Origin of the sequence: Gordonia sp. UBA5067, from assembly GCF_002414845.1 — a bacterium.
Lineage (GTDB): Bacteria > Actinomycetota > Actinomycetes > Mycobacteriales > Mycobacteriaceae > Gordonia > Gordonia defluvii.
Window position 1 is genome coordinate 30958 of record NZ_DIAX01000077.1, and the last position, 24366, is coordinate 55323.

A 24366-nucleotide genomic window follows, 5' to 3' on the forward strand; every position below is an offset into this window, starting at 1 on the left:
GTGACGGTATGCCGGTGGTCGACCGGACGTGTCAGAGGTGGTCGACGACGTAGTCGATGCAGTCGGTCAGGGCGGACACGTCGTCGGGATCGATGGCCGGAAACATGCCGATCCGCAGTTGGTTGCGGCCGAGTTTGCGGTAGGGCTCGGTGTCGACGACGCCGTTGGCGCGCAGGACCTTGGCGACGGCGGCGGCATCGACCGAGGCGTCGAAGTCGATAGTCCCGACAACCTGGCTGCGGTGCGGCTCGTCAGCGAACGGAGTGGTGTAGGCAGTCTTCTCGGCCCACGAATACAGTCGTGAGCTGGAGTCGGCGGTGCGCGACACACACCAGTCGAGGCCGCCGTTGGCATTCATCCACTCGATTTGGTTAGCCAACAGCAGCAGCGACCCGACGGCCGGGGTGTTGTACGTCTGGTTCTTGGCGCTGTTGTCGACGGCGGTCGACAGCGACAGGAACTCGGGGATGTAGCGGTCGGTAGCGGCGATCTCGGCGATGCGCTCCAGTGCGGCCGGGCTCATCAGTGCTACCCACAGGCCACCGTCCGAGGCGAAGGACTTCTGCGGTGCGAAGTAGTAGACATCGGTGGCGGCGACGTCGACGGGCAGGCCACCGGCCCCCGAGGTGGCGTCGATGGCGACCAGCGCATCGCCGGCGGTGCCCGGTCGCAGAACCGGGACGGCGACACCGGTCGAGGTCTCGTTGTGCGCCCAGCCCACCAGGTCGACACCGGCGGCATCGTCGGCGGTGATGGCTGCCGGGTCGGGTGCGGTGCCCGGATCGGTGGCAATCACCTTCGGGTCGTCGAGCCACGGCGCCTTCTTGGTGACCGTGGCGAACTTCGACGAGAACTCGCCGTAGGTCAGGTTCAGCGCCTGCTTGCGCACCAGGCCGAATGCGGCGGCATCCCAGAACGCGGTGGTGCCGCCGTTGGACAGGACCACCTCGTAGCCGTCGGGCAGGGTGAACAGCTGACTCAAACCGTCGCGGATCGCTCCGACGACGTTCTTGACCGGGGCCTGTCGATGGCTGGTACCGAATACCGACGCGCCCGTGTCCACCAGGGACTGCAGCTGCTCGGGGCGCACCTTGGAGGGGCCGCAGCCGAAGCGCCCGTCGCGCGGAAGCTTGTCGGCCGGGATAATGATCTGCGCGGTGTCGGTCATGGCTGGCAATTCTAGTGGCGAGCACCGCCGCCGCCGCACCGGCCTGTGCCATTGTGGGAAGACACACGGCAAGGCGAGCGGACTGGGGTGCGCCATGGGCGACGTCATCGAGGTCGAGGGCCTCGTCAAGAGGTTCGGGTCGTTCGCGGCGCTGGACGGGCTGGACCTGACCGTCGCGGCCGGCGAGGTTGCCGGGTTCCTCGGACCCAACGGCGCGGGCAAGTCGACGACGATCCGCGTCCTGCTCGGGTTGTTCGGCCGTAGCGGTGGGACGGTGCGGGTGTTCGGTGCCGACCCGTTTGTCGATGCCGTGGCCATCCACCCCAGATTGGCCTATGTGCCCGGCGAGGTCAGTCTCTGGCCGCAACTCACCGGCGGCGAGTGCATCGACGTGCTCCTCCGGCTGCGCGGTATCGATCCCGCCACGAGTGGCCGGGCCGAGATGATCGAGCGCTTCGAACTGGACCCCACCAAGCGCAGCAGTACCTATTCCAAAGGCAATCGGCAGAAGGTGGCGCTCATCGCCGCATTGTCGGCCGAGACCGAACTGCTCATCTTCGACGAGCCGACGTCGGGCCTGGACCCGCTGATGGCCCAGCAGTTCCAATTGTGCGCGCGCGAGGCGGCGCAGCGCGGATCGTCGGTTCTGTTGTCGAGCCACATCCTCAGCGAGGTCGAGGAACTGTGTGAGTCCGTCACCATCATCCGGGCCGGAAAGACGGTGCGGACAGGGACGTTGGAGGAGCTGCGGCACTTGCGGCGCTCCCGCGTCCGGACGACCGTCGTCGGCGGGGGCGAGGAGCAGCTGAGCGCCATCGCCGGTGTCCACGACTTCTCGGCCACCCACACCCCGGGCGGGGTGGAGGTGTCGTTCACCGTCGCGCAAGACGACCTGGGAGTGGTGACGCGCTCGCTCGGCGCGTTGACGGTGAGTCGGCTGCTGGTCGAGCCGCCAAGCCTGGAAGAGCTGTTCTTGCACGCCTATGACTCCGATGCCGGCGGCCGGGCATGAGTGCCGACCTCACGTCCGTCGCACTGCTCACCCGGCTGAACCTGCGGCGGGAGCGGATCATCGTCCCGGTCACGGTCGTGGTGTTGATCGTAACGAGCGCGGCAACGGTGTCATCGATCCGCACGCTGTACGGCACGGCGGCCGAGCGTGCATCGCTGGCCGCCGGGGCCGCGGCCAATGCGGCGTTCAAACTACTCCTCGGCCCGCTCGAGCACGTGCAGTCCGCGGCGTCGATCGCCTCGTGGCGGGCCGGGCTTTTCATGATCGCCACGACGGCGGTGTGCGCAGCGCTGATGGTCACCCGGCTGACCCGTAAAGAGGAGGAACTGGGCCGGGTCGAGCTGATTCGCGCCGCCCGAACGGGGCGGCTGGCACCACTGGCCGCGGCGGTGTTCGTCGCGGCCGGATTTGCCGTGGTCGTCGGGGCCGGGATGGCGCTCCTGATGGGGTCGGCCGGGGCGACCGGCGCGGAAGCCGCCGTGGTCGGCGGGCAATATGCCACCACGGCGCTGGCGGCGATCGGGCTGGCCGCGCTGACCGCCCAGGTGGCGACGACTGCCCGGCTGGCCAACCTCTTGGCCGTGTCGGTGGTGCTGGGCGGCTACGTGGTCCGCGGCATCGCCGATTCCACCGGGCTGAGGTGGCTGCAGTGGACGAACCCGGTGGGGTGGGCGCAGCGGATGGATCCGTTCGGTGCGAACACCTGGTGGCCGGCCGTGCCGAGTGTCGCGTTCTTCCTCGTCGGGGTGGCCGGCGCGGCCTGGGTCAGTGAGCATCGGGACCTCGGCGGCGGGCTGGTCGCGCCGCGACCGGGCCCCCCGGCCTCGGACGTGTCGTCGCTGCCCGCGCTTGCGGTGACTCTCCATCGGGGCGGATTCCTCGGCTGGATGGCCGGGATCGGGGTATTCGCCCTTTTGATCGGGGTGCTGGTCAACGCGGCGGCATCGCTGACGCAGGACAACCCGCAGATGGTCGAGTACCTGCACCGACTCGGCGGTCCGGGCGCACTGTCCACGGTGTACTTCGCCGTCATCATGAGTTACCTGGGCTTTGCGGCGTCGACGTGGGCGGTGACGGCGATGGCCCGGGTGCGCGGCGACGAGAGCGCGGGCCGCGCCGAGTCGGTGTTGGCGACTCCGGTTTCGCGGTCGGGGTACATCATCAGCCAGCTCGGCGTGATCGTCGTCGGAATAGTCGTGCTGCTGCTGGTGGCCGGCCTGTTGGTCGGCTTTGGTGCGGGCGCGGTCACCGGCGACTGGGCGTCGATGATGTCCAACGCCCTGCGCGGTGTGGCGGTGCAGATTCCGGCCGCCCTGGTCATCGGGGCCGGTGTGGTGGCACTGTACGGGATCGCCCCCCGGCTGGTGGTGGGCGGCGGGTGGGCGATGGTCGTCGCCGCATTCCTCCTCGGTCCGATGGGGGAACTGTTCGGACTGCCGCAGTGGGTGCGCAGTCTCTCGCCGTTCACGCATCTGCCGGCGGTGCCCGCCCAGCCGATGCGGTGGGGGCCGGTCGTCGTGTTGGCGGTGGTGGCGGCCGGGCTCGGGACGCTCGCCTGGTGGCGCTTCCGCCGGCGCGACGTCGAAGGCTCGTAGTCGCGAGAGTGCCGGGATTGACGTGAGCCGACTCACATTCTAGGGTTTTGAGCAGTGGTTTGACGCGAGACAAAATCTGTATGACGTAATTGAGAAAGCGATGGGTGGATTCCATGCGACGTGGGAACAGAGTGGTCGTCCTCGGCGGTAGCATCGCCGGGATGTGTGCCGCCGGGGCTGCGGCACCGTACTTCGACGAGGTCGTCGTGCTCGAGCGCGACGTCATCGGTGCGGCCGCCGAGCACCGCCGTGGTGTGCCGCAGAGCAAGCACCCGCACTTCTTGCTCAACTCGGGCCGCCGCGCACTCACCCAGATCTATCCTGGGTTTGAGGACGCGCTGATCGACGCGGGCGCGTTGCACCTGATGCCGTCGCAGGCGGCGGCACACTGCGAGGGTGCCGGCTGGATTCCGCGCGGGGAGACCACCATGACGATGGTCTTCTCGTCGCGACTACTCATCGAGCGCACCCTGCGCGACAAGATGGCGCAAGTCGCCAACATCGTCGTGCAGGAGGGGATGGTCGTCGCCGGGCTGTCGACGACCGGCGATCCCGGCCGCGACGGCCGGGTCACCGGGGTGTGGGTCACCGGCGGCGCGGAGGGGGACCGACGGCTCATCGAGGCCGACCTCGTGATCGACGCGCTGGGCCGCGGCTCGCCGGTGTCGAAGTGGCTGGCGAAGGCGGGGTGGCCGGAGGTCCCCGTACAGTCCCTCGACGCGGGGGTCACCTACACCTCGCGCTGGTATCAGAAGCCGGCCGAACTCCCCGAGGCCTGGTGGTGGGAACAGATGTCGGTGATGCCCACGGCGGACACCGCGCCCCATCCACCCGAACACGACTTCCTGTGCCAGATCTTCCCGATCGAGCGCGACCGCGTCCTGGTGACGATGGGCTCGTGGGGACACCCCATGCCCCGCGAGGAGGACGAGTTCGTCGAGGCCACGCGCAAGGTCCGGGCGCCCGCCTTCGGTGCGGCTGTCGCGATGTGCGAGCCGATCTCGAAGGTGTTCGTCACCAAGTCGACGGGGAACCGCCGGCGACGCTACGACCGTCTGGACCACCCGCCCGCGGGCCTCGTCGTGGTCGGGGACGCAATCTGCGGGTTCAACCCGTTCTACGCGCAGGGGATGAGCTCGGCAGGAAAGTCGGCGGTCCTGCTGGCCGACCGGTTGGCCCAGGCCACCGAGATCGATGCCGCGTTCACGGCCGGCTATTTCGCCGCCCAGCGCAAGCTGCTCGATGACATCTGGACGCTCGCACTGGCGCGGGACCAGGGGTATGAAAACGCCGAGGGCACCGAACTCCCGCCGCGCTGGCGTCAGCGGCTCGCCTACCGGGCGTCCTGGCCGATCTTCAACCACATCTCGGCGACCACCCGGGAGGATAGGAAGGTTGAGGAACACTTCACCGCGGTCTTCAACCTCGACGAGTCTGTGACCGACATGATCAAGAACCCGCGGGTGCTGGCCGGATTCGCGTGGTACGGCGTCAAACGCGTCCTGGGTCGGACCCGCAAGCCAATCGGCTTCGACTGGCAACAGGATCCGCCGGCAGAGATCTGGCGCGACGGCAAGCCGACCCCCGGGGGGCGCGCGCAACGCCTCGGCAAGCCCAGTGAGATTGCCGCCGCCGGGACGGCGCGCTGATGGCCATCTGCGAGCCGGGGACACCGGCCCACATCATCACCCGCTACCTGGGATTCCTCTGCGAGGACGCCAATCCGGTTGTGGCTCTGCGTAACCCGGCCGACCTGGCAAACTGGACGCTCCCCGTCCTCGAGGTCACGATCATCCTCGGCGCCGTCCTGGCGTTGATCCACGCGATTCGCCGGTTGCGCCGCGACGGTGACCCGACCAACCTGGCGATTTGGATCGGCTCGCTGGTCTACCTCTTCATCATCGAGCCGCCGCTGTATTTTCCGGAATGGTTCGGCATGCAGGACGCGATGGGCTTCATGTTCGCCCATAACGTCTTCACCGTCGAGTTCATGTACGACCGCCTGCCGCTCTACATCGTCTGCTTCTATCCGGCGATGAGCCAGGTTGCCTACGAGATCGTCCGGGCACTGGGCTTCTTCGACGGCCGGAAGTGGTCGGCGCTTCGCGGTGCGCTGGTCGTCGCACTGGTCTACCAGGTCTTCTACGAGATTTTCGACCAGCTCGGGCCGCAGCTCAAGTGGTGGGCGTGGAATGTCGACGAGCCCTTCTACAACGCGCCCGCCGGCGCATTGGGCAATCCGTCGGCGATGCCGCTACTTGATTCGGTGCCGTGGAGCAGCGTCTGGTTGTTCGCCACGGTGTCCTTTGCCGTGCTGATCTTCGCGTGCGTGCTGCTGGTCAAGAACCCCACGATCCGCGGCCGCCGGGTGCGCGGCTGGTCGCTGGTCTGGCGGGTCGTGGTGGCCGGTGCCGTGGCCGTCGTATCGATGCCGCTCATGTCGATCACGACGGCGGTCTTCGGGCGCAGCGAGAGCGCGAACCTCGGTGCGCAAACCATCGTCTTCGCCGTCCAGGTCTTCGGCATCTGGGTCGCCGGTCTGGGGCTGCTGGTCCACCAGTTGCGCCGGTTGCGGGCCGACCCGGCGTTGTCGGCGGTGCCGGCCCGGCAGGCCGCACCGTTCCTGCGGTTCTTCCCCTGGCTCTTCCTCGGGGTGCACGCCGTACTGTGGCTCGTCGCGCTGCCAGCCTATTTTGGCGCGACCGACGGTGTCACGGCCGCCGGCGCGTCGCCGATCGGCACCACCCCGGTCGGGAACCTGCCCTATGTCGTCGGATGCTTCGCCGTCGCGGTGGGCGCCCTCGTCCTGGCGCTGCGTCAGGCGCGCGGCGACCGTCCCGACGCCGACCGGTCGGTGTGTTCGGCGACGGACCTGGAATCATCGGGGAGATGAGAACGCGCGGCTGGCAGGGGGACATCCCCGCGGACTCTGACGAGGCCCGGGAACGGATTCTGGCGGCGGCATCGCGGTGTGTCACCCGCTTCGGACTGCAGAAGACGCGGCTGGCCGATGTGGCCGCCGAGGCCGGGGTCACCAGGCAGACGGTCTACCGCTACTTCTCGTCGGTCAACGAGATGCTGGCCGCGGTTGCCGCCGACGGTGTCGGCGACTTCCTTGATCGGATGGGGACGGCGCTGGCGCACGTCCACACCGCTGAAGACGCGATTGTCGAGACGATCGTCTACTGCCTCGAGGTGCTCCCGGAAGAGCCCGCGCTCGGTTTGATGCTGCGGGTCGGCGAAACCGAATTCTTCACCAGCGAGGCAACGTCGTCGGGCGCGATAGCCCTGGGTGCCGAGATGCTTCGGCGACTGCCGGTGGACTGGGCGGAGCAGGGCTACGACCAGGATGCGATGACGGGACTGGCCGAACTCGTGATGCGGATCTGGCTGAGTTTTCAGATGTACCCGAACCATCCCCCGCGCAGTGCTGCGCAGATGCGGGCGTTCATCCGCCGCACGGTGGTGCCGGGCACCAGATCGCACCAACCCTAGTCAGTGCTCCGCGTGGTGCCGGTTGCGGGCGAATAGCAACGCGCCGGCAAGCACCGCCGCCGCCGTCGACGCCGTGAGGATCGCGATTTTGGCGTGGTCCAGCGAGACCGGGTCACCACGGAACGTCAACTCCGCGACCAGCAGTGAGACGGTGAACCCGATGCCGGCGAGCAGCGACATGCCAAAGATGTCGGGCCAGCGCACGCCGGGGCTGAGCTTGGTCCGCGAAACGGCCAGGGTGAGCCACGTGGTTCCCATGATGCCGATGGGCTTGCCCAACAAGAGCCCGGCGATGATTCCGACCGCGATCGGGTCCGAGAGTGCGCCGCCCAGTGAACCGCCGCCGCTGAAGCCGACCCCGGCCGAGAAGAAGGCGAAGACGGGTACCGCGAAACCTGCTGACAGGGGCCGGAAGCGGTGCTCGAACTGGCCGGCCAGCCCGTCCGGGTTGGCCGGGGTGCTACCGCGCCGTACGGGTACCGCAAAGCCCAGCAGGACGCCGGCGATGGTGGCGTGGATCCCGGACGCGTGGACAAAGCCCCAGCACACGATTCCGAGCGGCAGGAGCACCACCCATGCCGCCCAGGGCGAGCGCGAAAACCAGTCCGAATATCGGTGCGAGAGGCCGGCGAAGACGGCCAGCGGGATGAGGCTGACCAGTAGCGGCACCCATTTCAGGTGATCGGTGTAGACAACGGCGATGATCACGATGGCGATCAGATCGTCGACGACGGCGAGCGTCAGCAGGAACAGTCGCAGGGATGCGGGCAGACTGGATCCGACGACGGCCAGCACCGCCACCGCGAACGCGATGTCGGTGGCGGTCGGAATCGCCCAGCCGTGGCTTCCCGGCCCCCCGCGGTTCACGAGCAGATAGATGACCGCAGGCACGACGACACCGCCGACTGCCGCGAGTACCGGGACCATCGCGGTCCGCGGGGAACGCAGATCACCCTCGACGAACTCCCGTTTCAGCTCGAGTCCGATGAGGAAGAAGAACACGGCGAGCAGGCCGTCGGCCGCCCAGTGCCCGAGGGAGAGGTCCAGGTGCCACGGCCCATATCCGACGACGGTGTCGCGGGCCGTCGTATACGCGCCCGAGAACGGACTGTTGGCGATGATCAGCGCAGTCACCGCGGCGCCGACGAGCAAGAAGCCGCCCACTGTCTCCTTACGGAGGGTATCGACGATCCGCAGTGTCTCCCGTGTCGACGCGGGACTGAAGGCCTGCTGTCCGGGCGGTCCCGGTTGTGCCGGCACCCCGTCTCACACGGCGGGATCGGGGGTAAGGCTGTCCCAGCCGGGCACGTCTTCCGGGCGTCGCGGCGGCGGTCCGGTATAGATCGCGGCCGGGCGCACCAGTCGGCCGAGCTTCTTCTGCTCGAGGATGTGCGCACACCAGCCAGCCGATCGCCCGCAGGTGAACATGGCCGGCATCATCGGCGCGGGCACCTGCGCGAAGTCGAGGATGACCGCCGCCCAGAACTCGACATTCGTCTCGATGGCGCGGTCGGGACGGCGTTCGCGCAACTCGGTGAGCGCAGCCTGCTCGAGGGCCGCAGCTACCTCGAAACGGGGGACGGCCAACCGGCGCGCCGTCTCGCGCAGCACACGGGCGCGCGGATCCTCGGCGCGGTAGACGCGGTGCCCGAAGCCCATCAGCTTCTCCTTGCGATCAAGGATGCCCTTGACCAGCGCGCGCGGATCGCCGGACGCCTCGACCTCGGCGATCATCGGCAGTACGCGCGCGGGGGCACCGCCGTGCAACGGGCCCGACATGGCGCCAATGGCGCCGGACAGCGCGGCCGCGACGTCGGCACCGGTCGAGGCGATGACGCGTGCGGTGAAGGTCGAGGCGTTCATGCCGTGCTCGGCGGCGCTGACCCAGTAGGCGTCGATGGCCTCGGTGTGGCGCGGATCGGGCTCGCCGCGCCAGCGGGTCATGAACCGCTCGGTCACGCTGGCGCACTCGTCGATTCGGTCCTGCGGCACCGGCGGCAGGTCGCCGCGCGCGGACTGCGCCACGTACGACAGGGTCATCACCGATGCGCGGGCGAGGTCGGCGCGGGCCTGCTCGTCGTCGATGTCGAGGAGTGGTTCAAAACCCCATAGCGGTGCCAGCGTCGGCAAAGCCGCTTGAACGTCGACACGGACGTCGCCGGAGCGGGTCACCAATTCCAGGGGTGGTGCCGGGGCAAGCGATTGGCCGAACCGGCCGTCGACGAGCAGGGACCACACATCACCGAAGGTCACCCGGTTCTCCACGAGGTCCTCGATGTCGACGCCGCGGTAGCGCAAATTGCCGCCGTCCTTATCGGGTTCGGCGATCTCTGTGGTGAAGGCGACGACGCCCTCGAGCCCGGGGACGAAGTCCGCGGGCACGGCGGGACCGGATGCGGTCATGGGGAAACTCCTGATTGTCCGAATTGGCGGGGACCTGGATCTGATCCTAAGCGTCCCGAGAGTAGCTTGGGCACCTATGGAACCGCGCAGCGAACACCCGCTCGATCTGGCTGCGATGCGCGTCGGGTACGGCAGCGCCGCGACGGCCGGCGCCGACGGCGTTGCCGTGCACCTGGACGTGTCGTGGCTGACGGGCGATCCGCCGTGGTTGGAGCTCTTCGAGCGGTGGCTGGCCGAAGCGGTCGCGGCCACGATCCCCGAGCCCAACGCGATGGTCGTCGGCACGGTCGGCGCCGATGGTCGGCCCGCGACGCGAACCGTGCTGTGCAAGGGGGTTGGCGCGCCGGGAATCTCCTTCTTCACCGGCTATGAGTCCGCCAAGGGGCTCGCGCTGGCCGCAAACCCGGTCGCTTCGTTGACCTTCCCGTGGATAGCACTGGAACGCCAGGTCCACTTCCGCGGCCGCGTCACCAGGGTAGGCGCCGAGGTGACGCAGGCGTATTGGGACTCGCGACCGCGCGGCTCGCAGATCTCGGCCTATACGTCCGCGCAATCGCAGCCGATCGCCGATCGGGCGGCGCTGGAGGCCGCCGCACAGCGCACCGCCGAGCGGTTCGGCGGGATCGACGGCGATAGACCGATTCCCGTGCCGCCACACTGGGGCGGCTACCTCGTCGACGTCGACCGGGCCGAGTTCTGGCAGGGTCGTGCCGACCGTTTGCACAACCGTGTGTGCGCGGTGCGCGGCGAAGGGCGCTGGGATACCGCCAGGCTCCAGCCGTAGCGCGCGGTGCGCCGATTCCTGGCCGATACCCGGCCGCTGGGCAATGACGACTTTCGCCACCTGTGGGTGGCCAACATCGTCACGGTTGTCGGTGCCCAGCTCACCGTCGTGGCGGTGCCGCTGCAGATCTATGCGATTACCCAGAGTTCGCTGTACGTCGGCTTGACCGGCATGTTCGGTCTGGTGCCGCTGGTCGGATTCGGATTGTGGGGCGGGGCGCTGGCCGACGTCGTCGACCGGCGAACGATTCTGTTGGTGACGACGACCGGCCTCATCGCGACGGCAGTCCTGTTCTTCGCCCAGGCCGTGGCCGGATTGAACAACGTGTGGCTGCTGCTCGCGCTGTTCTCGGTGCAACAGGCGTTCTTCGCCGTCAACCAGCCGACGCGCAGTGCGGTGCTGCCGCGCATCCTGCCGCTGGCCCAACTGCCGGCCGCGAATTCGCTGAACATGACGGTCGTGCAGGCCGGTGCGATCGTGGGGCCGTTGCTCGGCGGTGTGCTGGTGCCGGTGCTGGGGTTCTCGTTGATGTACCTGTTGGACAGCCTGTCCCTGTTGACGACGCTCTGGGCGGTGTGGCGGCTGCCGTCGCTGGTACCCGAGAGCGTCAGTGGCGACGGCCCGCGCCCGACGGTCGGGCTGCGGGCCATCCTCGACGGACTGGGCTATCTGCGCGGGCACAAGGTGCTGCTGATGTCGTTTGTCGTCGATCTCATCGCCATGGTTTTCGGTATGCCGCGAATCCTGTTCCCGCAGATTGCGCACGAGAGTTTCGGCGGTCAGACCGATGGCGGGTGGCAGGTTGCGCTGCTGTTTGCCGCGATTCCGCTGGGTGCGGTGCTCGGCGGCATCTTCTCGGGCTGGGTCTCGCGAGTGAGCAGACAGGGGCTGGCCGTCGTCGTGTGTGTCGTCGTGTGGGGGGTGGCGGTGGCCGTGGCCGGCACCGCCCTGTTCTTCGCCGACGGCGCTTGGTATCCGGTGTTGCCCCTGGTGGCGGCTGCGCTGGTCGTCGGCGGTGCCGCAGACATGGTGTCGTCGGCTTTTCGGCAGACAATGCTGCAGTCGGCGGCCGACGATGCGGTGCGCGGGCGGTTGCAGGGAGTGTTCATCGTCGTCGTCGCCGGTGGTCCGCGGCTGGCCGATGTCGGCCACGGCTGGGTGGCCGCCGTCGCCGGGACCGCGGTCGCGACGGCCGGCGGCGGGCTGGCGGTCGTCGTGCTGACGATCGTGGCCGCTCTTGCCGTCCCGGTGTTCGTCCGGTACCGGGTCACGCCGAGCAGCTGAGACCAGCGAGCAGTCGGCGACCCGCCCGTCGGACGAACGGCCAGGACGACGGGTTCACGAAGGGCGGTGATGCGCTATTCGTGAGTCTCGTTGGACTGCCAGGGCAGGTTCGCGCGACGAGACGCCTGGACGGGGCAGTAGTGGATCGGGTTGTCGCGCTCGGCGCCGGTGGGCAGGTTGCGGGCCGGGGTCTGCAGGATTGGGGCATCGGACCGTACCCGGCCGGACCGGCGATCGTCGGCGTCGCGGGCTCGCGGGTGCCGGCGGTAGCGCGGCGGCACCAGCGCCATGGCCGCGTTGACCGCCTTCCCGAACCGGCGGAACAACCGCTCGTCGCGCTCGCTCCACCGCAGGCCCAGCATCTCGCGGATCGGTTCGTCGTAGAGGCCGGTGGTGATCCACAGGAACACCTTCTGGCCTTGGGTGGCCTGGATCTTCCAGAGCCACTTCGGCGTCCACGACGGCATCCACGGCGGGGGCGGCAGTTTGGTGATGTCGAGGACGGTGCGTACCGCAGCGTGATCGCGCAACTCGTGGCGGCACATGTGCTCCCAGTAGGCGAGGAATTCCTCGTAGGAGTCGGGGCAGGGGCGCATCGACACGCCATAGCGCGAGTACCAGGTGCGCGACTCCTCGAACAGCTGGCGCTTGGTGGCCTCGCTGATCGGCGGTCCGAACACCTCGGCGCACCGGATGTTGCCGTACCAGAAGGTCGCGTGGGCCCAGTAGAAGACGTCGGGGTCCAGGGCGTGGTAGCGGCTACCGTCTTCCAGTTGGCCTTTGATGGTGAGGTGGTAGTCGCGGACTTCTTGGCCGGTCTTGGTGGGATCGGGGTCGAAGACGACGCCGCCGATTGGGTACATCGACCGGAACAGTCGCTCCCAGCGCTCGCCGAAGAAGTCGGAGTGTTCCCACACCCCGGCCGCGAGTTTGGGGTGCATGTTTTGCATGGAACCGGACCACAGGCCCAGGAATAGTCCGCGCCAGTCGCCGAAGTAGGCGAACGTGGCCGACTTGGCGTCGACCTCGGGAAGGTCGTCGAGAACAGTGTCGTCGACGATGGCGGCTGTGGTCGGCTCGATCACCTCGGTCATGAGACGAAAGTCTAAATCTGTCTCAGCCTGGAGTCAATCAGGGCCGGTCTTAGTCCACGCGGCGCAGCCGAACCGTTGTTCCGGCCGTCAGCTGGCCAGCGCGATCGAGTGATTCGGCCGTCAGTACCGCGATCACCGGATAGCCGCCGGTAACCGGGTGATCCGGTCCGAACAGGACCGGCTGCCCGCTCGGCGGCACCTGCACCGAGCCGTGCGCGATGCCCTCGGAAAGTAACTCCGGCAGGCCCGGGCGATGCTCGAGGCGAGGGCCGTCGACGCGGTCCAGGCGCGTCCCGACGCGATTGCTGGCCGCGCTGACCGTCCAGGTGCCGGCGAAGAGTGCCGTCGAGTCGACCAGACGGTCGGCCCGCGGGCCCGGCGACGCGGCGAGAACGACGGTGGGTGCGGCGTCGTCGCGATGCGGGGCAGACTGGGTGGTCGGCCAGGCCGCACCGGAGCCGCCCGCCGTCACCACATCGTCGACGGCCAGCGGCGAGGGCCCCAGACCCGACAGGGTGTCGGTGGAACGCGAACCGAGTACCGGCTCGGCGCCGACACCGCCGCGTACCGCCAGATAGGTCCGGCAGCCGTGCGCGGGCGGCCCCACGAGCAGGTGCTGCCCATCGTGCACGAGCAGGGTGGCGTTGCGCCCCGTCGGGCGGCCGTCGAGGAGGAGCTGCGTGTCGGCCCCGGTTGCCGCGATGGCGATGTCGCCCACCGCCCGAACTGCGAACCCACCAAGACTCACTTCGAGTGCTGCCAGGTGTTCCGGGTTCCCGACGAGCCGGTTGGCCAGTCGCAGTGCGCCGCGGTCGGCGGCACCCGAACGCGGCACACCCAGGTGCGCGAAGCCGCTGCGGCCGAGGTCCTGGATCGTCGCCAGCGGACCGGTGGCGACCACCACGAGCCGTGGCGGCGGTGCGGCGGCCCTCACCCCGATACCTGCGCGGCCAGGTCGCGGAAGTGCACAATCGTGCCGGTCTGCAGCGGGGTAGGCGGGTCGGCCAGGGCATCCCAGAGCTCGACGTCGGTGTGGCCCAAAAGGTTCCAGCCCCCGGGGCTGATCCCCGGGTACACCGCCGAATATCCGGCGGCGACCGCGACCGACCCGGCCTCGACACGGTGGCGCGACTCGGCGCGGCGCGGGGATTCGGCCGGTGGACAGCGGTCCTGCGGATCGTCGGGGACGAGATAGCCGAAGCCGGGGGCGAACCCCATGAACTCCACACGCCACCGGGTCGAGGTATGCGCCGCGACTACCGCGCCTGTCGTCCAGCCGAGGTGGAGTGCCACATCGTGCAGGTCGGGCCCGGTGTAGCGGACGTCGATGATGACTTCGCCGGGGGACGTGTCCGCGGCGCTGGCGGCACCGGCCCGCAGGGCCCGGTGCAGCGCCAGGTGATCAACGCCGCGCGACGGTGACCCCTGCACGAGGATCGTCGTGGCGGCGGGGATGAGGTCGACGACACCGGGGAGTTCGCCGGCCGAGAGCGCGGCGCGCAGGGCCACCGCGGCATCGGCGGCCGCGACGCGGGGTGCGGGGGTGGCCTGAAAATCCAGCAGTACCGCCCCTCGCCCCGCCGGCCGCTCGCGCATACGACCAACCTAGCGGCTCGCCGTTTGCCGGTGGCCGAGATGGCGACCCGAGTGCGGCGAGGCGGATCGGATGGGTCTACTTTGTAGGAGAAACTCTCACCTGAGTAAAGGGGTTCTCGTGTCGGCTGAAAACAGCGCACCGAGCGATTCGGCCTCGGCAATGTTCACCTACCCCGGTGGACAGCTGGAGCTTCCGATCCTCACCGCCACCGAGGGAAGCGATTCGGTGGCGCTGGGGAACTTCCTGTCCCAGACAGGATTGACGACGTATGACGGCGGATTCGTCAACACGGCCGCGACGAAGTCGGCGATCACCTATATCGACGGCGACGAGGGGATTCTCCGCTACCGCGGCATCCCCATCGATCAACTCGCCGGGCGCTCGACCTTCATCGAGGTCAGCTATCTACTGATTCATGGCGAGTTGCCCACCGAGGTCCAACTGGCGGACTTCGCCGAGAAGATCCAGCGCCACACGCTGTTGCACGAGGATCTCAAGCGCTTCTTCGACGGCTTCCCGCGCAACGCGCACCCCATGCCGGTCGTCTCCTCCGCTGCCAACGCGCTGTCGGCGTATTACCCCGATTCGCTGGACCCGAAGGATCCCGAGCAGGTCGAACTCTCGACGATTCGGCTGCTGGCCAAGCTGCCCACCATTGCGGCCTACGCATACAAGAAGTCGGTCGGGCAGCCGTTCCTCTACCCGGACAACTCGCTGGGACTGGTGGAGAACTTCCTGCGGTTGACCTTCGGCTTCCCCGCCGAGCCCTACGAGGTGAACCCCGAGGTCGCCAAAGCCCTCGACATGCTGTTCATCTTGCACGCCGACCACGAGCAGAACTGTTCGACGTCGACGGTGCGCCTGGTCGGCTCATCGCAGGCCAACCTGTTCACCTCGGTCTCGGCCGGTATAAACGCGCTCTGGGGACCTCTACACGGTGGTGCCAATCAGGCCGTGCTGGAGATGCTCGAGGAGATCAAGGCGACCGGTGGTGACACCGCGGAGTTCATGCGCCGCGTCAAGAACAAGGAAGACGGCGTGAAGCTCATGGGCTTCGGGCACCGCGTGTACAAGAACTACGATCCGCGCGCAGCCATCGTCAAGAAGACCGCGGATCAGATCCTGGCGTCGCTGGGCGTTTCCGACGAACTCCTCGACATCGCGAAAGGCCTGGAAGAGGTCGCGTTGAGCGACGATTACTTCATCGAGCGCAAGCTGTACCCGAACGTGGACTTCTACACCGGCGTGATCTATCGGGCGATGGGCTTCCCGACCCGGATGTTCACCGTCTTGTTCGCCCTCGGCCGCCTTCCCGGCTGGATCGCCCACTGGCGCGAGATGCACAACGATCCGACGACCAAGATCGGGCGCCCTCGTCAGCTGTACACGGGCTACACCGAGCGCGACTACATCGAGATGGGACGGCGATAGTCATGGCGAAGCTGGAGAAGCCCGAGGTCGAGTTCCCCGACGGCCCGGCCCCGACCAGGCTGGAGATCAGCGATGTCGTCGTCGGAGACGGTGACGAGGCGCTGCCCGGCTCGACGGTCGACGTGCACTATGTGGGTGTCGAGTACGACAGCGGCGAGGAGTTCGACTCATCGTGGGGCCGCGGCGAATCCGCCGAATTCCCGTTGAACGTGCTGATTCCCGGATGGCAAGAAGGCATCCCGGGCATGAAGGTCGGCGGCCGTCGCCGACTGACCGTGCCGCCGGAACTCGCCTACGGCCCCGCCGGGGCCGGGCACCGCCTGTCTGGCAAGACGCTCGTCTTCGTGATCGACCTGCTCGGCGTCAGCTGAGCGGCCGCGGCGGACGGTCGTTACGCATCGCGCACAACGCATTTGCGCGTTCGCCATAGCCGGTGCGCGCAATCTTCAGCTTGTGGTTGACGCTGATCGCGCAGCTGGCACGCAGGCCCTCCTGCTGAATCTTCACCGCGAGAATCTGCTGCGGCACTGAGCTGCGGAAGGCAATGACGCGGTGGTAGCGGCCATCGGGGAGCCGCTCGTCTTGGCGGAAGTTGAAGTGTTGCTGGCGCAGGATGTTGACACCGTTGTAGTAGGACACGGTGGTCCACGTGGTGTCTGAATAGACGTCGAAGCTGATCAGGTCGCCGGCACCCGGGTATTGCCAGCTCGCGTCGGCGTCGCCGGCGGCCGCGGCCCCCACGCCAACGATGGCGCCGACGCCGATGAAGGCGGCCGCTGCGGTCATTCGGAGTATCGGCTTGCGCATGGGTAGAAAGTGTAGACATACTCCGCACCCACGAGACGGGCGGTAGGTTGACGGCCATGATCCATAGTTCACACACCGACCGAGTCGTGACCATCGAGCTGGCCCGCGAGACCAAGCGCAACGCGCTCGACGAGGAGATGGTCGCCGGCCTCGCCGCCGCCTTTGCCGCGGCCGTCGACGGCGGCGCGCGGGCGATCGTGCTGACCGGGCGGGGGCCGGTGTTCTGTGCCGGCGCAGACTTGTCGGGCCCGGTCTATGACAAGGACTTCCTTGATCGACTCGTCGCAACCCTGCAGCAGATCGAGTCCACCCCGGTGCCGGTGATCGCCGCCCTCAACGGGCCCGCGCTCGGCGCCGGGCTACAGCTGGCGATGGCCGCCGATCTGCGGGTGATGGCACCGGACGCGGCGGCCGAGATTCCCGCCGCCAAGATCGGCGTCGCCGTCGACGAGTGGACGATCCGGCGCCTCGTCTCGCTCGTCGGGGCCGGGCCGGCCCGTGGCATGCTGATCGGGTGTGAGGCGCTGACGTCCGAGCGCGCGTTGGCGGTCGGGTTTGCCAACCGCATCGGGGATCTGGCCCACGCCCAGCGGTGGGCGGCCAGCATCGCGACACTCGCCCCGCTCACCCTCGCGCACTACAAGCTGGTCCTCAACGGTGACGGTGCCCGCGACGCGGCGCCCGCCGATCGTGCTGCGGCGATGATGCGGGCCTGGACCAGTGCCGACCTCACGGAAGGCCGGACGGCCCGGGCCGAACGTCGGACGCCGGTCTTCCGGGGTTGCTGAGGCCGTGGTGCCGCCCCGGCGTTCTCGGCGTCGTTCTCGTCCGCCCGGGGGCGGGTTCAGTCGCCCAGGACGCCGGTCAGATAGTCGTTGGCGAAGACACGATCCGGGTCGTACCGGTCGCGGACCGCACCGAAGTCGTCGAAGGACGGATACACCGATCGCAGGTATTCCGCATCGCGGGTGTGCATCTTGCCCCAGTGCGGGCGGCCCGCGTACCCGGTCAGGATTTCCTCGACGTCGGCGAAGTACGCGGCGGTGTCGGCGGGATCGTCCTTGATGTAGCGGTGCACCGCGATATATCCGCTCCGGCGGCCGGCGGCAGTGGACAGCATCAGGCTGTCCGCGGCGGCCGCGCGCACCTCGACGGGGAAGCTGACGCGATAGCGGCGCCGTTCGATCATCGCGCGAATCTCGCGCAACGCGTCCGGAACCGCGTCGACCGGAATGGCGTATTCCATCTCGCGGAATCGCACGTCGCGAGCGGAGATGAATACGCCGGTCGACGAGTCGACGATGGTGCGCGCCGAGAGCGCGCGGCCACTGAGCTGGTTGATGGCCGGCACCACCGCGGGAGCAAGCCGGCCCACCGAGCAGAGCAGCCCGAAGAGTTTGTTCGACAGCAACTCGTCATCGACATAGCGGCGCAGCCGGGAGGGTCCGCTCGCGGGCGTGGCCGCGGGCAGTCGCGTATTCGACTTCGTCAGGCAGCAGTCGGTGTGCGGGAACCAGTAGAACTCGTAGTGGTCGATCGAGGCGAGGGAGTCGCCCCACCCGGCCAGAACTTCGGGCAGCTTGGCGGGCGCCTCAACGGCCTCCAGGTTGAAGGCGGGCACACACCGCAGGGTGATGTCGACCAGCACACCGAGGGCGCCGAGGCCGAGCGCCACAGCGGATAGGTCGGGCTCGTCGGCACCGAGGTGCACCAGTTCGCCGCGTCCGTTGACGAGGGTGGCTCCGGCGATCTGGGTGCTGATCCCGCCGAAGCCCAGCCCGGTGCCGTGGGTGCCGGTCGACGTGGCGCCGGAAATCGTCTGTCGATCGACGTCGCCGAGGTTGGCCATCGCCAGACCCAACGGCGCCAGCAGCCCCGGGATCTCGTGCAGGTGGGTTCCCGCGGCCAGGGTGACCAGGCGCGCATCCGCGTCCGCTGCGATCACACCGCGCAGGCCGGCAAGATGCACCTGGATATCGGCGGGCACGCCGATGCCGCTGAAACTGTGCCCGGCACCGATCGGTTTGAGCCGTCGGCCCGTCGCAGCGGCGTCGGCGACGAGCCGCGCCACCTCCTCGACGGTGGCGGGCTCCACCACTGTGGGGTCCGCCGATTCGGTTCGGGCCCAGTTCTCCCAGTGCTGGCCGGTGGTCACAGGAAGCACTTCCCTTCGCCGCGATAGGTTGGGACGACGTCGATGACGCGCGGGCCGCCGTCGGCGCCGCGGTCCACGATCGCCACCTCGAGGACATGTTCGGCCGGCTCACCAGATTTGGTGTGGCGGAACCAGATTCGATCCCCAATGTCGAGACGGTGGGTGGCCGGACCTCGCAACGGCGTCTGCACCTCACCGGCGGCCTCGCTCGCCACGTAAGAAAGTCCACTCGGCCACACTGGTTTCGGGAGACGGTCGGGTGCGGGGGGTCCCGAGGCGATCCACCCGCCACCGAGGACGGTGACGATGTCACGGGCCGGTCGGCGGACGACGTCGAGGCCGAACCCCATGGCCGGGGCGGGCTGGAAGTGCGAATACCCGTCGAACAGGTGCCCACCGAAGAACCCGCTGCCGGCTGCGATGTCGGTGACCGACGGATCGGCCGCGGTCGCTTCCAATGAACCGGTGCCGCCGGCGTTGACGAACTCCAGGTCGGCGAATTGGGCGATGGCGTCGATGGCCTTCCCGCGCCGCTTGACCAACTCGCGCATCGAGCGCGACTGGATGGCGGAGACCGCCTGGTTACGCAGGGCAGAGCCGTCCGCATCGTTGGCGAGCCCGGCCACCTGCGCCTCATAGGACATGACGCCGACGAGGGAGAAGCCCGGCCGGTTGGCGATCATCCGCGCGAGGTTGCCGGCATCGGCGACCGAGTGCACGGGTGACCGGCGTACGCCCAGGTGCACCAACCCGCGGGCGTAGCGCAGGGAGGCGTCGAGATCGATCGCGACCCGCACGTCACCGCGCGCGGACGGCGGAACGATCAGGTCGATGGCATCGAGGTGTTCGGCGGAGTCCACCAGCAGGGTGACGCGCTGGCGAGCGGTGTCGTCGGCGATCAACCGTGCGATCGCGGTCCGCGACACCGATGGATAGCCCAGCAGGACGTCGGGGATTTCGGCCACGGTGGCCAGCCAGTGTGCTTCGTCGACGGTGTACGCGAGTACCCCGGCGAACCCGTCACGACGCAGGATGTCGCTGATCACCGACCTGACCCGCAGAGATTTGCTCGCCACCCGAATGGGTATGCCGCCGGCGCGGCGTCGCAGGTCGGCGATGTTGTGCTCGAGTGCGATTGCATCGATTACCAAGACTGGCGACGACAGGCGCGCCGCGCGCACGGCGGCGTCGAGCGCCGCCCAGTACGCCTCCGGCGCGTCGAACCAGACAGCACGATCGGTAGTCACAAGGGATGAATCTAGCCGGTGGCGGGTTCGGCGATCGAGTCCAGCACCGCATACGACATCATCCACCGCACGGTGCCGTCGACGACATGCTGAGTCGTCGTCGGGTCGCCGGTGGTCAAGAAGGTCATTGTGATGGCGTTGGTGGCGGCGATCAGCAGCGGTCCGAGATCGTCGGGATCCACGATCCAGGCCGTTCCGTGTTGCCCGGCGATCGAGGCAAGGGTGGTTGCCGCGATCGCGCACAACCGATTCCACATCTGCCGGCCGGCTTCGCGCAATTCGGGGTTGTTGTGCGAGTAGAGGGCCAGCGACACCGTCGCCTGCAATCGGCCGGAATCGACGACCATCAAGTTGTAGAGGTTTTGCAGTGACTCTGTCACTTCGCGCTCGACGCCGCGCAACCCGTCGGCCGGTGTGTTCTCGCGGATTTCGTCGGCGAGCGACAACAGGTCGCGCGGTATCCCCTGATCGATGACGGCCGCGAGCAGTGCCATCCGTGATTCGAAGGCATAGTGAAAGCTGGCGAGGGGCATCTGTGCCTGGGCGCACACCCGTCGGGTGGTCGCGCCTTCCACGCCGTGGTCGGCGATAACCTGATGGGCGGCCTCGATCAGCGCCTCGCGGCGCTCACCCACCGTCATCCGCGCCATGGCGCACCCCTTCCGGCCGGCCCCGACACCGGGGAGTGATTCGAGCGAATCGATCCTAACCCGCTCCCGTCGCTAGATTGGACGCAATGACGGGCAATCGAATTCGTTCTCAAGCGTCGACGACGCTGCGCGGTGCGGTCGCGTCCACCACTAATCGCCTCGCCGGTGCGGGGCTGTCGGGGGCGAAAGCGGTCGGTGCCACCCCGGCGGCCATCGCGGCCGAGGTTGCCGGGTCGCAGTATCTCGTCGGCGGCCGATTCGTGAACATCGATCCGCAGCGGCCGGGCAGCGGTAGTCCCGCCGGGGCACTGGCCGACATGGTCCGCCGCCCGGGCCGGCCGAGCGCGCCGATCATGGTCACCGCACCCGACTTCGCCGGACCGCCCCGCCCCTTCGCGGTGACCTGGCTCGGCCATGCCACCGCTCTCGTCGAACTCGACGGGGCACGGATTCTGACCGATCCGGTGTTTTCCCGGCGTTGCTCGCCGTCCCAGCTGGTGGGGCCGGCCCGGCTGCACGCACCGCCGTGCGCGGTCGACGACCTGCCACCGATCGACGTGGTTCTGCTCAGCCACGATCACTACGACCACCTCGATACCGCCACCGTCGTCGAACTCGCCCGAACCCAGCCGGCCGCGGTCTTCGTGTGCCCGATCGGCGTCGGTGCGCACCTGCGGCACTGGGGGATCGCCGCCGGCCGGATCCGTACCGCACAGTGGGGCGACGAGATCACCGTGGCCGCGGCCGGCGGGCCGGATATCCGCTTCGCCGCCGTGCCCGCCCGTCACTTCTCGGGCCGCGGACTCGACCGGAACCTCACCATGTGGGCGAGCTGGGCGATCATCGGGCCGCACCACCGGGCATTCTTCTCCGGCGACACCGGCTTCACCGAGTCCTACGAAGACGTCGGTGCCGCCTACGGCCCATTCGAGCTGACCCTGATCGCAATCGGCGCCTACGACCCATTGTGGCCCGACATCCACCTCAACCCGGAGGAGGCGTTGACCATCCACCGAATGGTGACCCGCGGGGCGGACTCACTGCTCGTTCCCATCCATTGGGGTACGTTCAACCTCGCGCGACACACATGGGGCGAACCCGCCGCGCGGTTGTCCCACGCCGCGCAGGGCTCGCCGGGCCAGGTGCCGGTCGACATCATGGTTCCCCAGCCCGGGGGTGGCATCGATGTGGTGAACCGCACCGGGACCGCCACCGTCGCGCCGGACTGGTGGAAGGAGTCGGCGTGAGCGTCGAAACATCCGAACGCAGCGACCCGGTTGATCCGGTGCGCGGACTGACCTCCGCCCAGGTGGCGCAGCGGGTGGCGGCCGGGCAGGTGAACGTGTCCGCCGACAAGACCGGTCGCACGGTGGGGCAGATCGTCCGGGCGAACGTCTTCACCCGCATCAACGCGATGCTTGGCGTGCTGTTCGCGCTGGTGATGCTCACCGGCTCGTGGAAGAACGGGTTGTTCGGCCTCATCATCATCGCCAACAGCGGAATCGGCATCATTCAGGAGGTTCGCGCCAAACGGACCCTGGACCGGCTTTCCATCGTCGGGCAGGCGACGCCGACGGTGCGCCGCGACGGGGTCGCCGTGCAAGTGGCCCCGGAAGCGGTGGTGGCCGACGACATCATCGAACTGGGCCCCGGTGACCAGATCGTCGTCGACGGGCAGACCGTCGAGTCGGTGGCGCTCGATGTCGATGAGTCACTCCTCACCGGCGAAGCGGACCCGGTCGACAAGGCCGTTGGCGACCAGATCCTGTCCGGCAGCTTCGTCGTCGCCGGCTCTGGGGCGTACCGGGCGACGAAGGTCGGCGCCGACGCGTACGCCTCGAAGCTGGCCGCCGAGGCGTCGAAGTTCACCCTTGTCGACTCCGAGTTGCGCACCGGCATCAACAAGATCCTTCAGGTCATCACCTATCTGCTGATTCCTGCCGGGATCCTCACGATCATCAACCAGCTGTTCATCGCGGGGGATGGCTCGCTGGCGTGGGAGTCGATCAAGCCGGGAATCCTCGGCATGGTCGCGGCGCTCGTTCCGATGATCCCCGAAGGCCTGGTTTTGATGACGTCGATCGCATTCGCAGTCGGCGTAGTTCGCCTCGGCCAACGGCAATGTCTGGTCAATGAACTGCCCGCTATCGAAGGCCTGGCGCGTGTCAACATCGTGTGCGCCGACAAGACCGGCACGCTGACCGAGAACGGGATGCGGCTGTCGGAGGTGGCGCCGATCGACGGTTCGGGGGTCGGTGCGGAACAGTTGCACGCCGCGCTCGCGGCAATCGCGGCCGCCGACCCGCGCCCCAACGCGAGCATCGAGGCCATCGGGGAGGCGTTCGGCGACGAGCCCAATTGGACGACGACGGCGGTGCAGCCGTTCTCGTCGGCGCTCAAGTGGAGCGGCCTGTCGTTTGCCGACGCATCGGGCGGCGATGCGGGCAACTGGTTGATTGGCGCGCCCGACATCCTGCTCGACCCGGCCAGTGAACTCTCGGCCCGGGCCACCGCGATCGGCGAGACGGGCCGGCGCGTGCTGTTGCTGGGCCGGACCGCGGTGGCGGTCGACCAGCCCGGTGCCACCGAGCAGATGCTGCCGGTCGCTCTCGTCGTGCTGGAACAGCGCGTTCGGCCAGATGCCAAGGAAACCCTCGAGTACTTCGCACACCAGCATGTCGACGTCAAGGTGATCTCTGGCGACAACGCGCGCTCGGTGGGGGCGGTCGCCGCTTCACTCGGACTCGGGTCGGTCGACAATGCCGTTGACGGCCGAGCGCTTCCGCAGAACTCCGACGAACTGGCCGAGGTGGTATCGGACGGCACCGTATTCGGGCGTATCCGCCCCGACCAGAAGCGCGCAATGGTTAAAGCGCTGCAGTCGCGTCACAACACCGTCGCGATGACCGGGGACGGGGTAAACGACGTGTTGGCCCTCAAGGATGCCGATATCGGGGTGGCGATGGGCTCGGGCAGTTCGGCGGCACGATCGGTGGCGCAGATCGTGTTGCTCGACAACAAGTTCGCCACGCTTCCCTACGTCGTCGGCGAGGGGCGGCGGGTCATCGGCAATATCGAGCGCGTGGCGAATCTGTTTCTCACCAAGACCGTGTATGCGGTTCTGTTGGCACTGCTCGTCGGGATTGCCGGCGTGGCGGGCAAGATTTTCGGCTTCGCGTCGCTCGCCTACCCGTTCCAGCCGATCCACATCACGATCTCGGCGTGGTTCACCATCGGTGTGCCCGCGTTCGTGCTGTCGCTCGCACCGAACAACGAGCGGGCGCGGAGCGGCTTCGTCAAGCGCGTCCTCACCCATGCCGTGCCCAACGGGATCATCGTCGGGCTGGTCACCTTTATCACATTCGTGCTGGTCAACCCGGGTGGAGCGACCGGTCCCAGGCTGGGCGTCGAGATCGACAACGTGCCGCCCGATGTGGCCCAGGCGTCGACGGCAACCCTGATCGCCCTGATTGCGACCGCGTTTTATGTCCTCGTGGTCGTGGCCCGCCCGTACAACTGGTGGAAATTGATCCTGCTCGTCGGCTCGGCGCTGGCCTACGTGATCATCTTCACCTGGCATCAGACCCAGCAGTGGTTCAACCTCGACTCATCGAATTGGGGCAGCAACGCGGTGGCCCTCGGCC

At 68.2% G+C, this 24366-nt stretch carries 22 protein-coding genes; 12 read left to right on the top strand and 10 right to left on the bottom strand.

Translation table 11 applies throughout. The features are described from left to right. Positions 1 to 31: 31 nt before the first annotated feature. Positions 32 to 1168: a phosphoserine transaminase gene (serC, locus tag B4M62_RS12685; RefSeq protein ID WP_290713517.1), complete on the bottom strand. Its 1137-nt coding sequence runs from the start codon at positions 1166 to 1168 to the stop codon at positions 32 to 34. Positions 1169 to 1262: 94 nt separating this feature from the next. Here serC and B4M62_RS12690 point away from each other — a divergent pair, with 94 nt between their 5' ends. The 5 genes from B4M62_RS12690 to B4M62_RS12710 all read left to right on the top strand — a co-directional run bounded on the left by B4M62_RS12690 (position 1263) and on the right by B4M62_RS12710 (position 7270). Continuing rightward, the gene (locus tag B4M62_RS12690) at positions 1263 to 2180 is read left to right on the top strand and encodes an ABC transporter ATP-binding protein (protein WP_290713585.1); all 918 of its coding nucleotides are present in this window, start codon (positions 1263 to 1265) and stop codon (positions 2178 to 2180) included. Further along, the gene (locus tag B4M62_RS12695) at positions 2177 to 3775 is read left to right on the top strand and encodes an ABC transporter permease (RefSeq protein ID WP_290713520.1); all 1599 of its coding nucleotides are present in this window, start codon (positions 2177 to 2179) and stop codon (positions 3773 to 3775) included. Before B4M62_RS12690 ends, B4M62_RS12695 begins: the two co-directional genes overlap by 4 nt. 161 nt (positions 3776 to 3936) lie before the next feature. After that, positions 3937 to 5424, top strand: a complete 1488-nt coding sequence (locus B4M62_RS12700) for an NAD(P)/FAD-dependent oxidoreductase (protein ID WP_290713522.1) — start codon at positions 3937 to 3939, stop codon at positions 5422 to 5424. Beyond that, complete coding sequence (locus B4M62_RS12705) at positions 5424 to 6668, top strand: hypothetical protein (protein ID WP_290713526.1); 1245 nt, start codon at positions 5424 to 5426, stop codon at positions 6666 to 6668. The genes B4M62_RS12700 and B4M62_RS12705 overlap by 1 nt, the downstream gene beginning before the upstream one ends. Continuing rightward, the gene (locus B4M62_RS12710) at positions 6665 to 7270 is read left to right on the top strand and encodes a TetR/AcrR family transcriptional regulator (protein ID WP_290713529.1); all 606 of its coding nucleotides are present in this window, start codon (positions 6665 to 6667) and stop codon (positions 7268 to 7270) included. The genes B4M62_RS12705 and B4M62_RS12710 overlap by 4 nt, the downstream gene beginning before the upstream one ends. On the opposite strand, the gene nhaA is transcribed toward B4M62_RS12710, so the two are convergent. Beyond that, positions 7271 to 8530 (bottom strand): Na+/H+ antiporter NhaA, encoded by a 1260-nt coding sequence (gene nhaA, locus B4M62_RS12715; RefSeq protein WP_290713532.1) that lies wholly within the window; start codon positions 8528 to 8530, stop codon positions 7271 to 7273. Positions 8531 to 8536: 6 nt separating this feature from the next. Then, positions 8537 to 9673, bottom strand: a complete 1137-nt coding sequence (locus tag B4M62_RS12720; protein ID WP_290713535.1) for a citrate synthase 2 — start codon at positions 9671 to 9673, stop codon at positions 8537 to 8539. Positions 9674 to 9749: 76 nt separating this feature from the next. Between B4M62_RS12720 and pdxH the strand changes: the two genes are divergently transcribed. Beyond that, positions 9750 to 10457 (top strand): pyridoxamine 5'-phosphate oxidase, encoded by a 708-nt coding sequence (gene pdxH, locus B4M62_RS12725; RefSeq protein ID WP_414651841.1) that lies wholly within the window; start codon positions 9750 to 9752, stop codon positions 10455 to 10457. Between the two features lie 6 nt (positions 10458 to 10463). Beyond that, complete coding sequence (locus B4M62_RS12730) at positions 10464 to 11741, top strand: MFS transporter (protein ID WP_290713538.1); 1278 nt, start codon at positions 10464 to 10466, stop codon at positions 11739 to 11741. A 74-nt stretch (positions 11742 to 11815) separates the two neighbouring features. On the opposite strand, the gene B4M62_RS12735 is transcribed toward B4M62_RS12730, so the two are convergent. From B4M62_RS12735 to B4M62_RS12745, 3 genes are read right to left on the bottom strand one after another with little or no spacing between them, the layout of a single operon-like run. Further along, positions 11816 to 12835, bottom strand: coding sequence for an oxygenase MpaB family protein (locus tag B4M62_RS12735; protein ID WP_290713542.1), 1020 nt, complete (start codon positions 12833 to 12835; stop codon positions 11816 to 11818). A 49-nt stretch (positions 12836 to 12884) separates the two neighbouring features. Continuing rightward, positions 12885 to 13769, bottom strand: coding sequence for a biotin-dependent carboxyltransferase family protein (locus B4M62_RS12740; protein ID WP_290713545.1), 885 nt, complete (start codon positions 13767 to 13769; stop codon positions 12885 to 12887). Continuing rightward, positions 13766 to 14431: a 5-oxoprolinase subunit B family protein gene (locus B4M62_RS12745; protein WP_290713548.1), complete on the bottom strand. Its 666-nt coding sequence runs from the start codon at positions 14429 to 14431 to the stop codon at positions 13766 to 13768. Before B4M62_RS12745 ends, B4M62_RS12740 begins: the two co-directional genes overlap by 4 nt. A 160-nt stretch (positions 14432 to 14591) precedes the next feature. Between B4M62_RS12745 and B4M62_RS12750 the strand changes: the two genes are divergently transcribed. Then, a complete protein-coding gene (locus B4M62_RS12750; RefSeq protein WP_344716369.1) occupies positions 14592 to 15863 on the top strand; it encodes a citrate synthase in 1272 nt (423 codons plus the stop codon). Between the two features lie 2 nt (positions 15864 to 15865). Further along, entirely contained in the window at positions 15866 to 16234 is a 369-nt protein-coding gene (locus B4M62_RS12755) for an FKBP-type peptidyl-prolyl cis-trans isomerase (protein ID WP_290713555.1), read from the top strand. On the opposite strand, the gene B4M62_RS12760 is transcribed toward B4M62_RS12755, so the two are convergent. Next, positions 16227 to 16670, bottom strand: coding sequence for a hypothetical protein (locus B4M62_RS12760; RefSeq protein ID WP_290713558.1), 444 nt, complete (start codon positions 16668 to 16670; stop codon positions 16227 to 16229). The two genes, B4M62_RS12755 and B4M62_RS12760, sit on opposite strands and share 8 nt — an antisense overlap. Before the next feature lie 56 nt (positions 16671 to 16726). On the opposite strand from B4M62_RS12760, the gene B4M62_RS12765 reads away from it, so the two are divergent. Beyond that, positions 16727 to 17458 (top strand): enoyl-CoA hydratase, encoded by a 732-nt coding sequence (locus tag B4M62_RS12765; protein WP_290713561.1) that lies wholly within the window; start codon positions 16727 to 16729, stop codon positions 17456 to 17458. Positions 17459 to 17514: 56 nt separating this feature from the next. Here B4M62_RS12765 and B4M62_RS12770 read toward each other — a convergent pair whose 3' ends face one another. From B4M62_RS12770 to B4M62_RS12780, 3 genes are read right to left on the bottom strand one after another with little or no spacing between them, the layout of a single operon-like run. Further along, entirely contained in the window at positions 17515 to 18834 is a 1320-nt protein-coding gene (locus B4M62_RS12770; RefSeq protein WP_414651842.1) for a D-arabinono-1,4-lactone oxidase, read from the bottom strand. After that, the gene (locus B4M62_RS12775; RefSeq protein ID WP_290713567.1) at positions 18822 to 20072 is read right to left on the bottom strand and encodes an alanine racemase; all 1251 of its coding nucleotides are present in this window, start codon (positions 20070 to 20072) and stop codon (positions 18822 to 18824) included. The genes B4M62_RS12770 and B4M62_RS12775 overlap by 13 nt, the downstream gene beginning before the upstream one ends. Positions 20073 to 20083: 11 nt before the next feature. Continuing rightward, a complete protein-coding gene (locus B4M62_RS12780; protein WP_290713570.1) occupies positions 20084 to 20722 on the bottom strand; it encodes a TetR/AcrR family transcriptional regulator in 639 nt (212 codons plus the stop codon). Positions 20723 to 20808: 86 nt separating this feature from the next. On the opposite strand from B4M62_RS12780, the gene B4M62_RS12785 reads away from it, so the two are divergent. Both B4M62_RS12785 and B4M62_RS12790 read left to right on the top strand, forming a co-directional pair. Beyond that, positions 20809 to 21969, top strand: coding sequence for an MBL fold metallo-hydrolase (locus tag B4M62_RS12785; protein WP_290713573.1), 1161 nt, complete (start codon positions 20809 to 20811; stop codon positions 21967 to 21969). Continuing rightward, positions 21966 to 24366, top strand: a 2401-nt coding sequence (locus B4M62_RS12790) for an HAD-IC family P-type ATPase (protein WP_290713576.1), incomplete at its 3' end; no start/stop codon positions are given. The genes B4M62_RS12785 and B4M62_RS12790, both read left to right, overlap by 4 nt.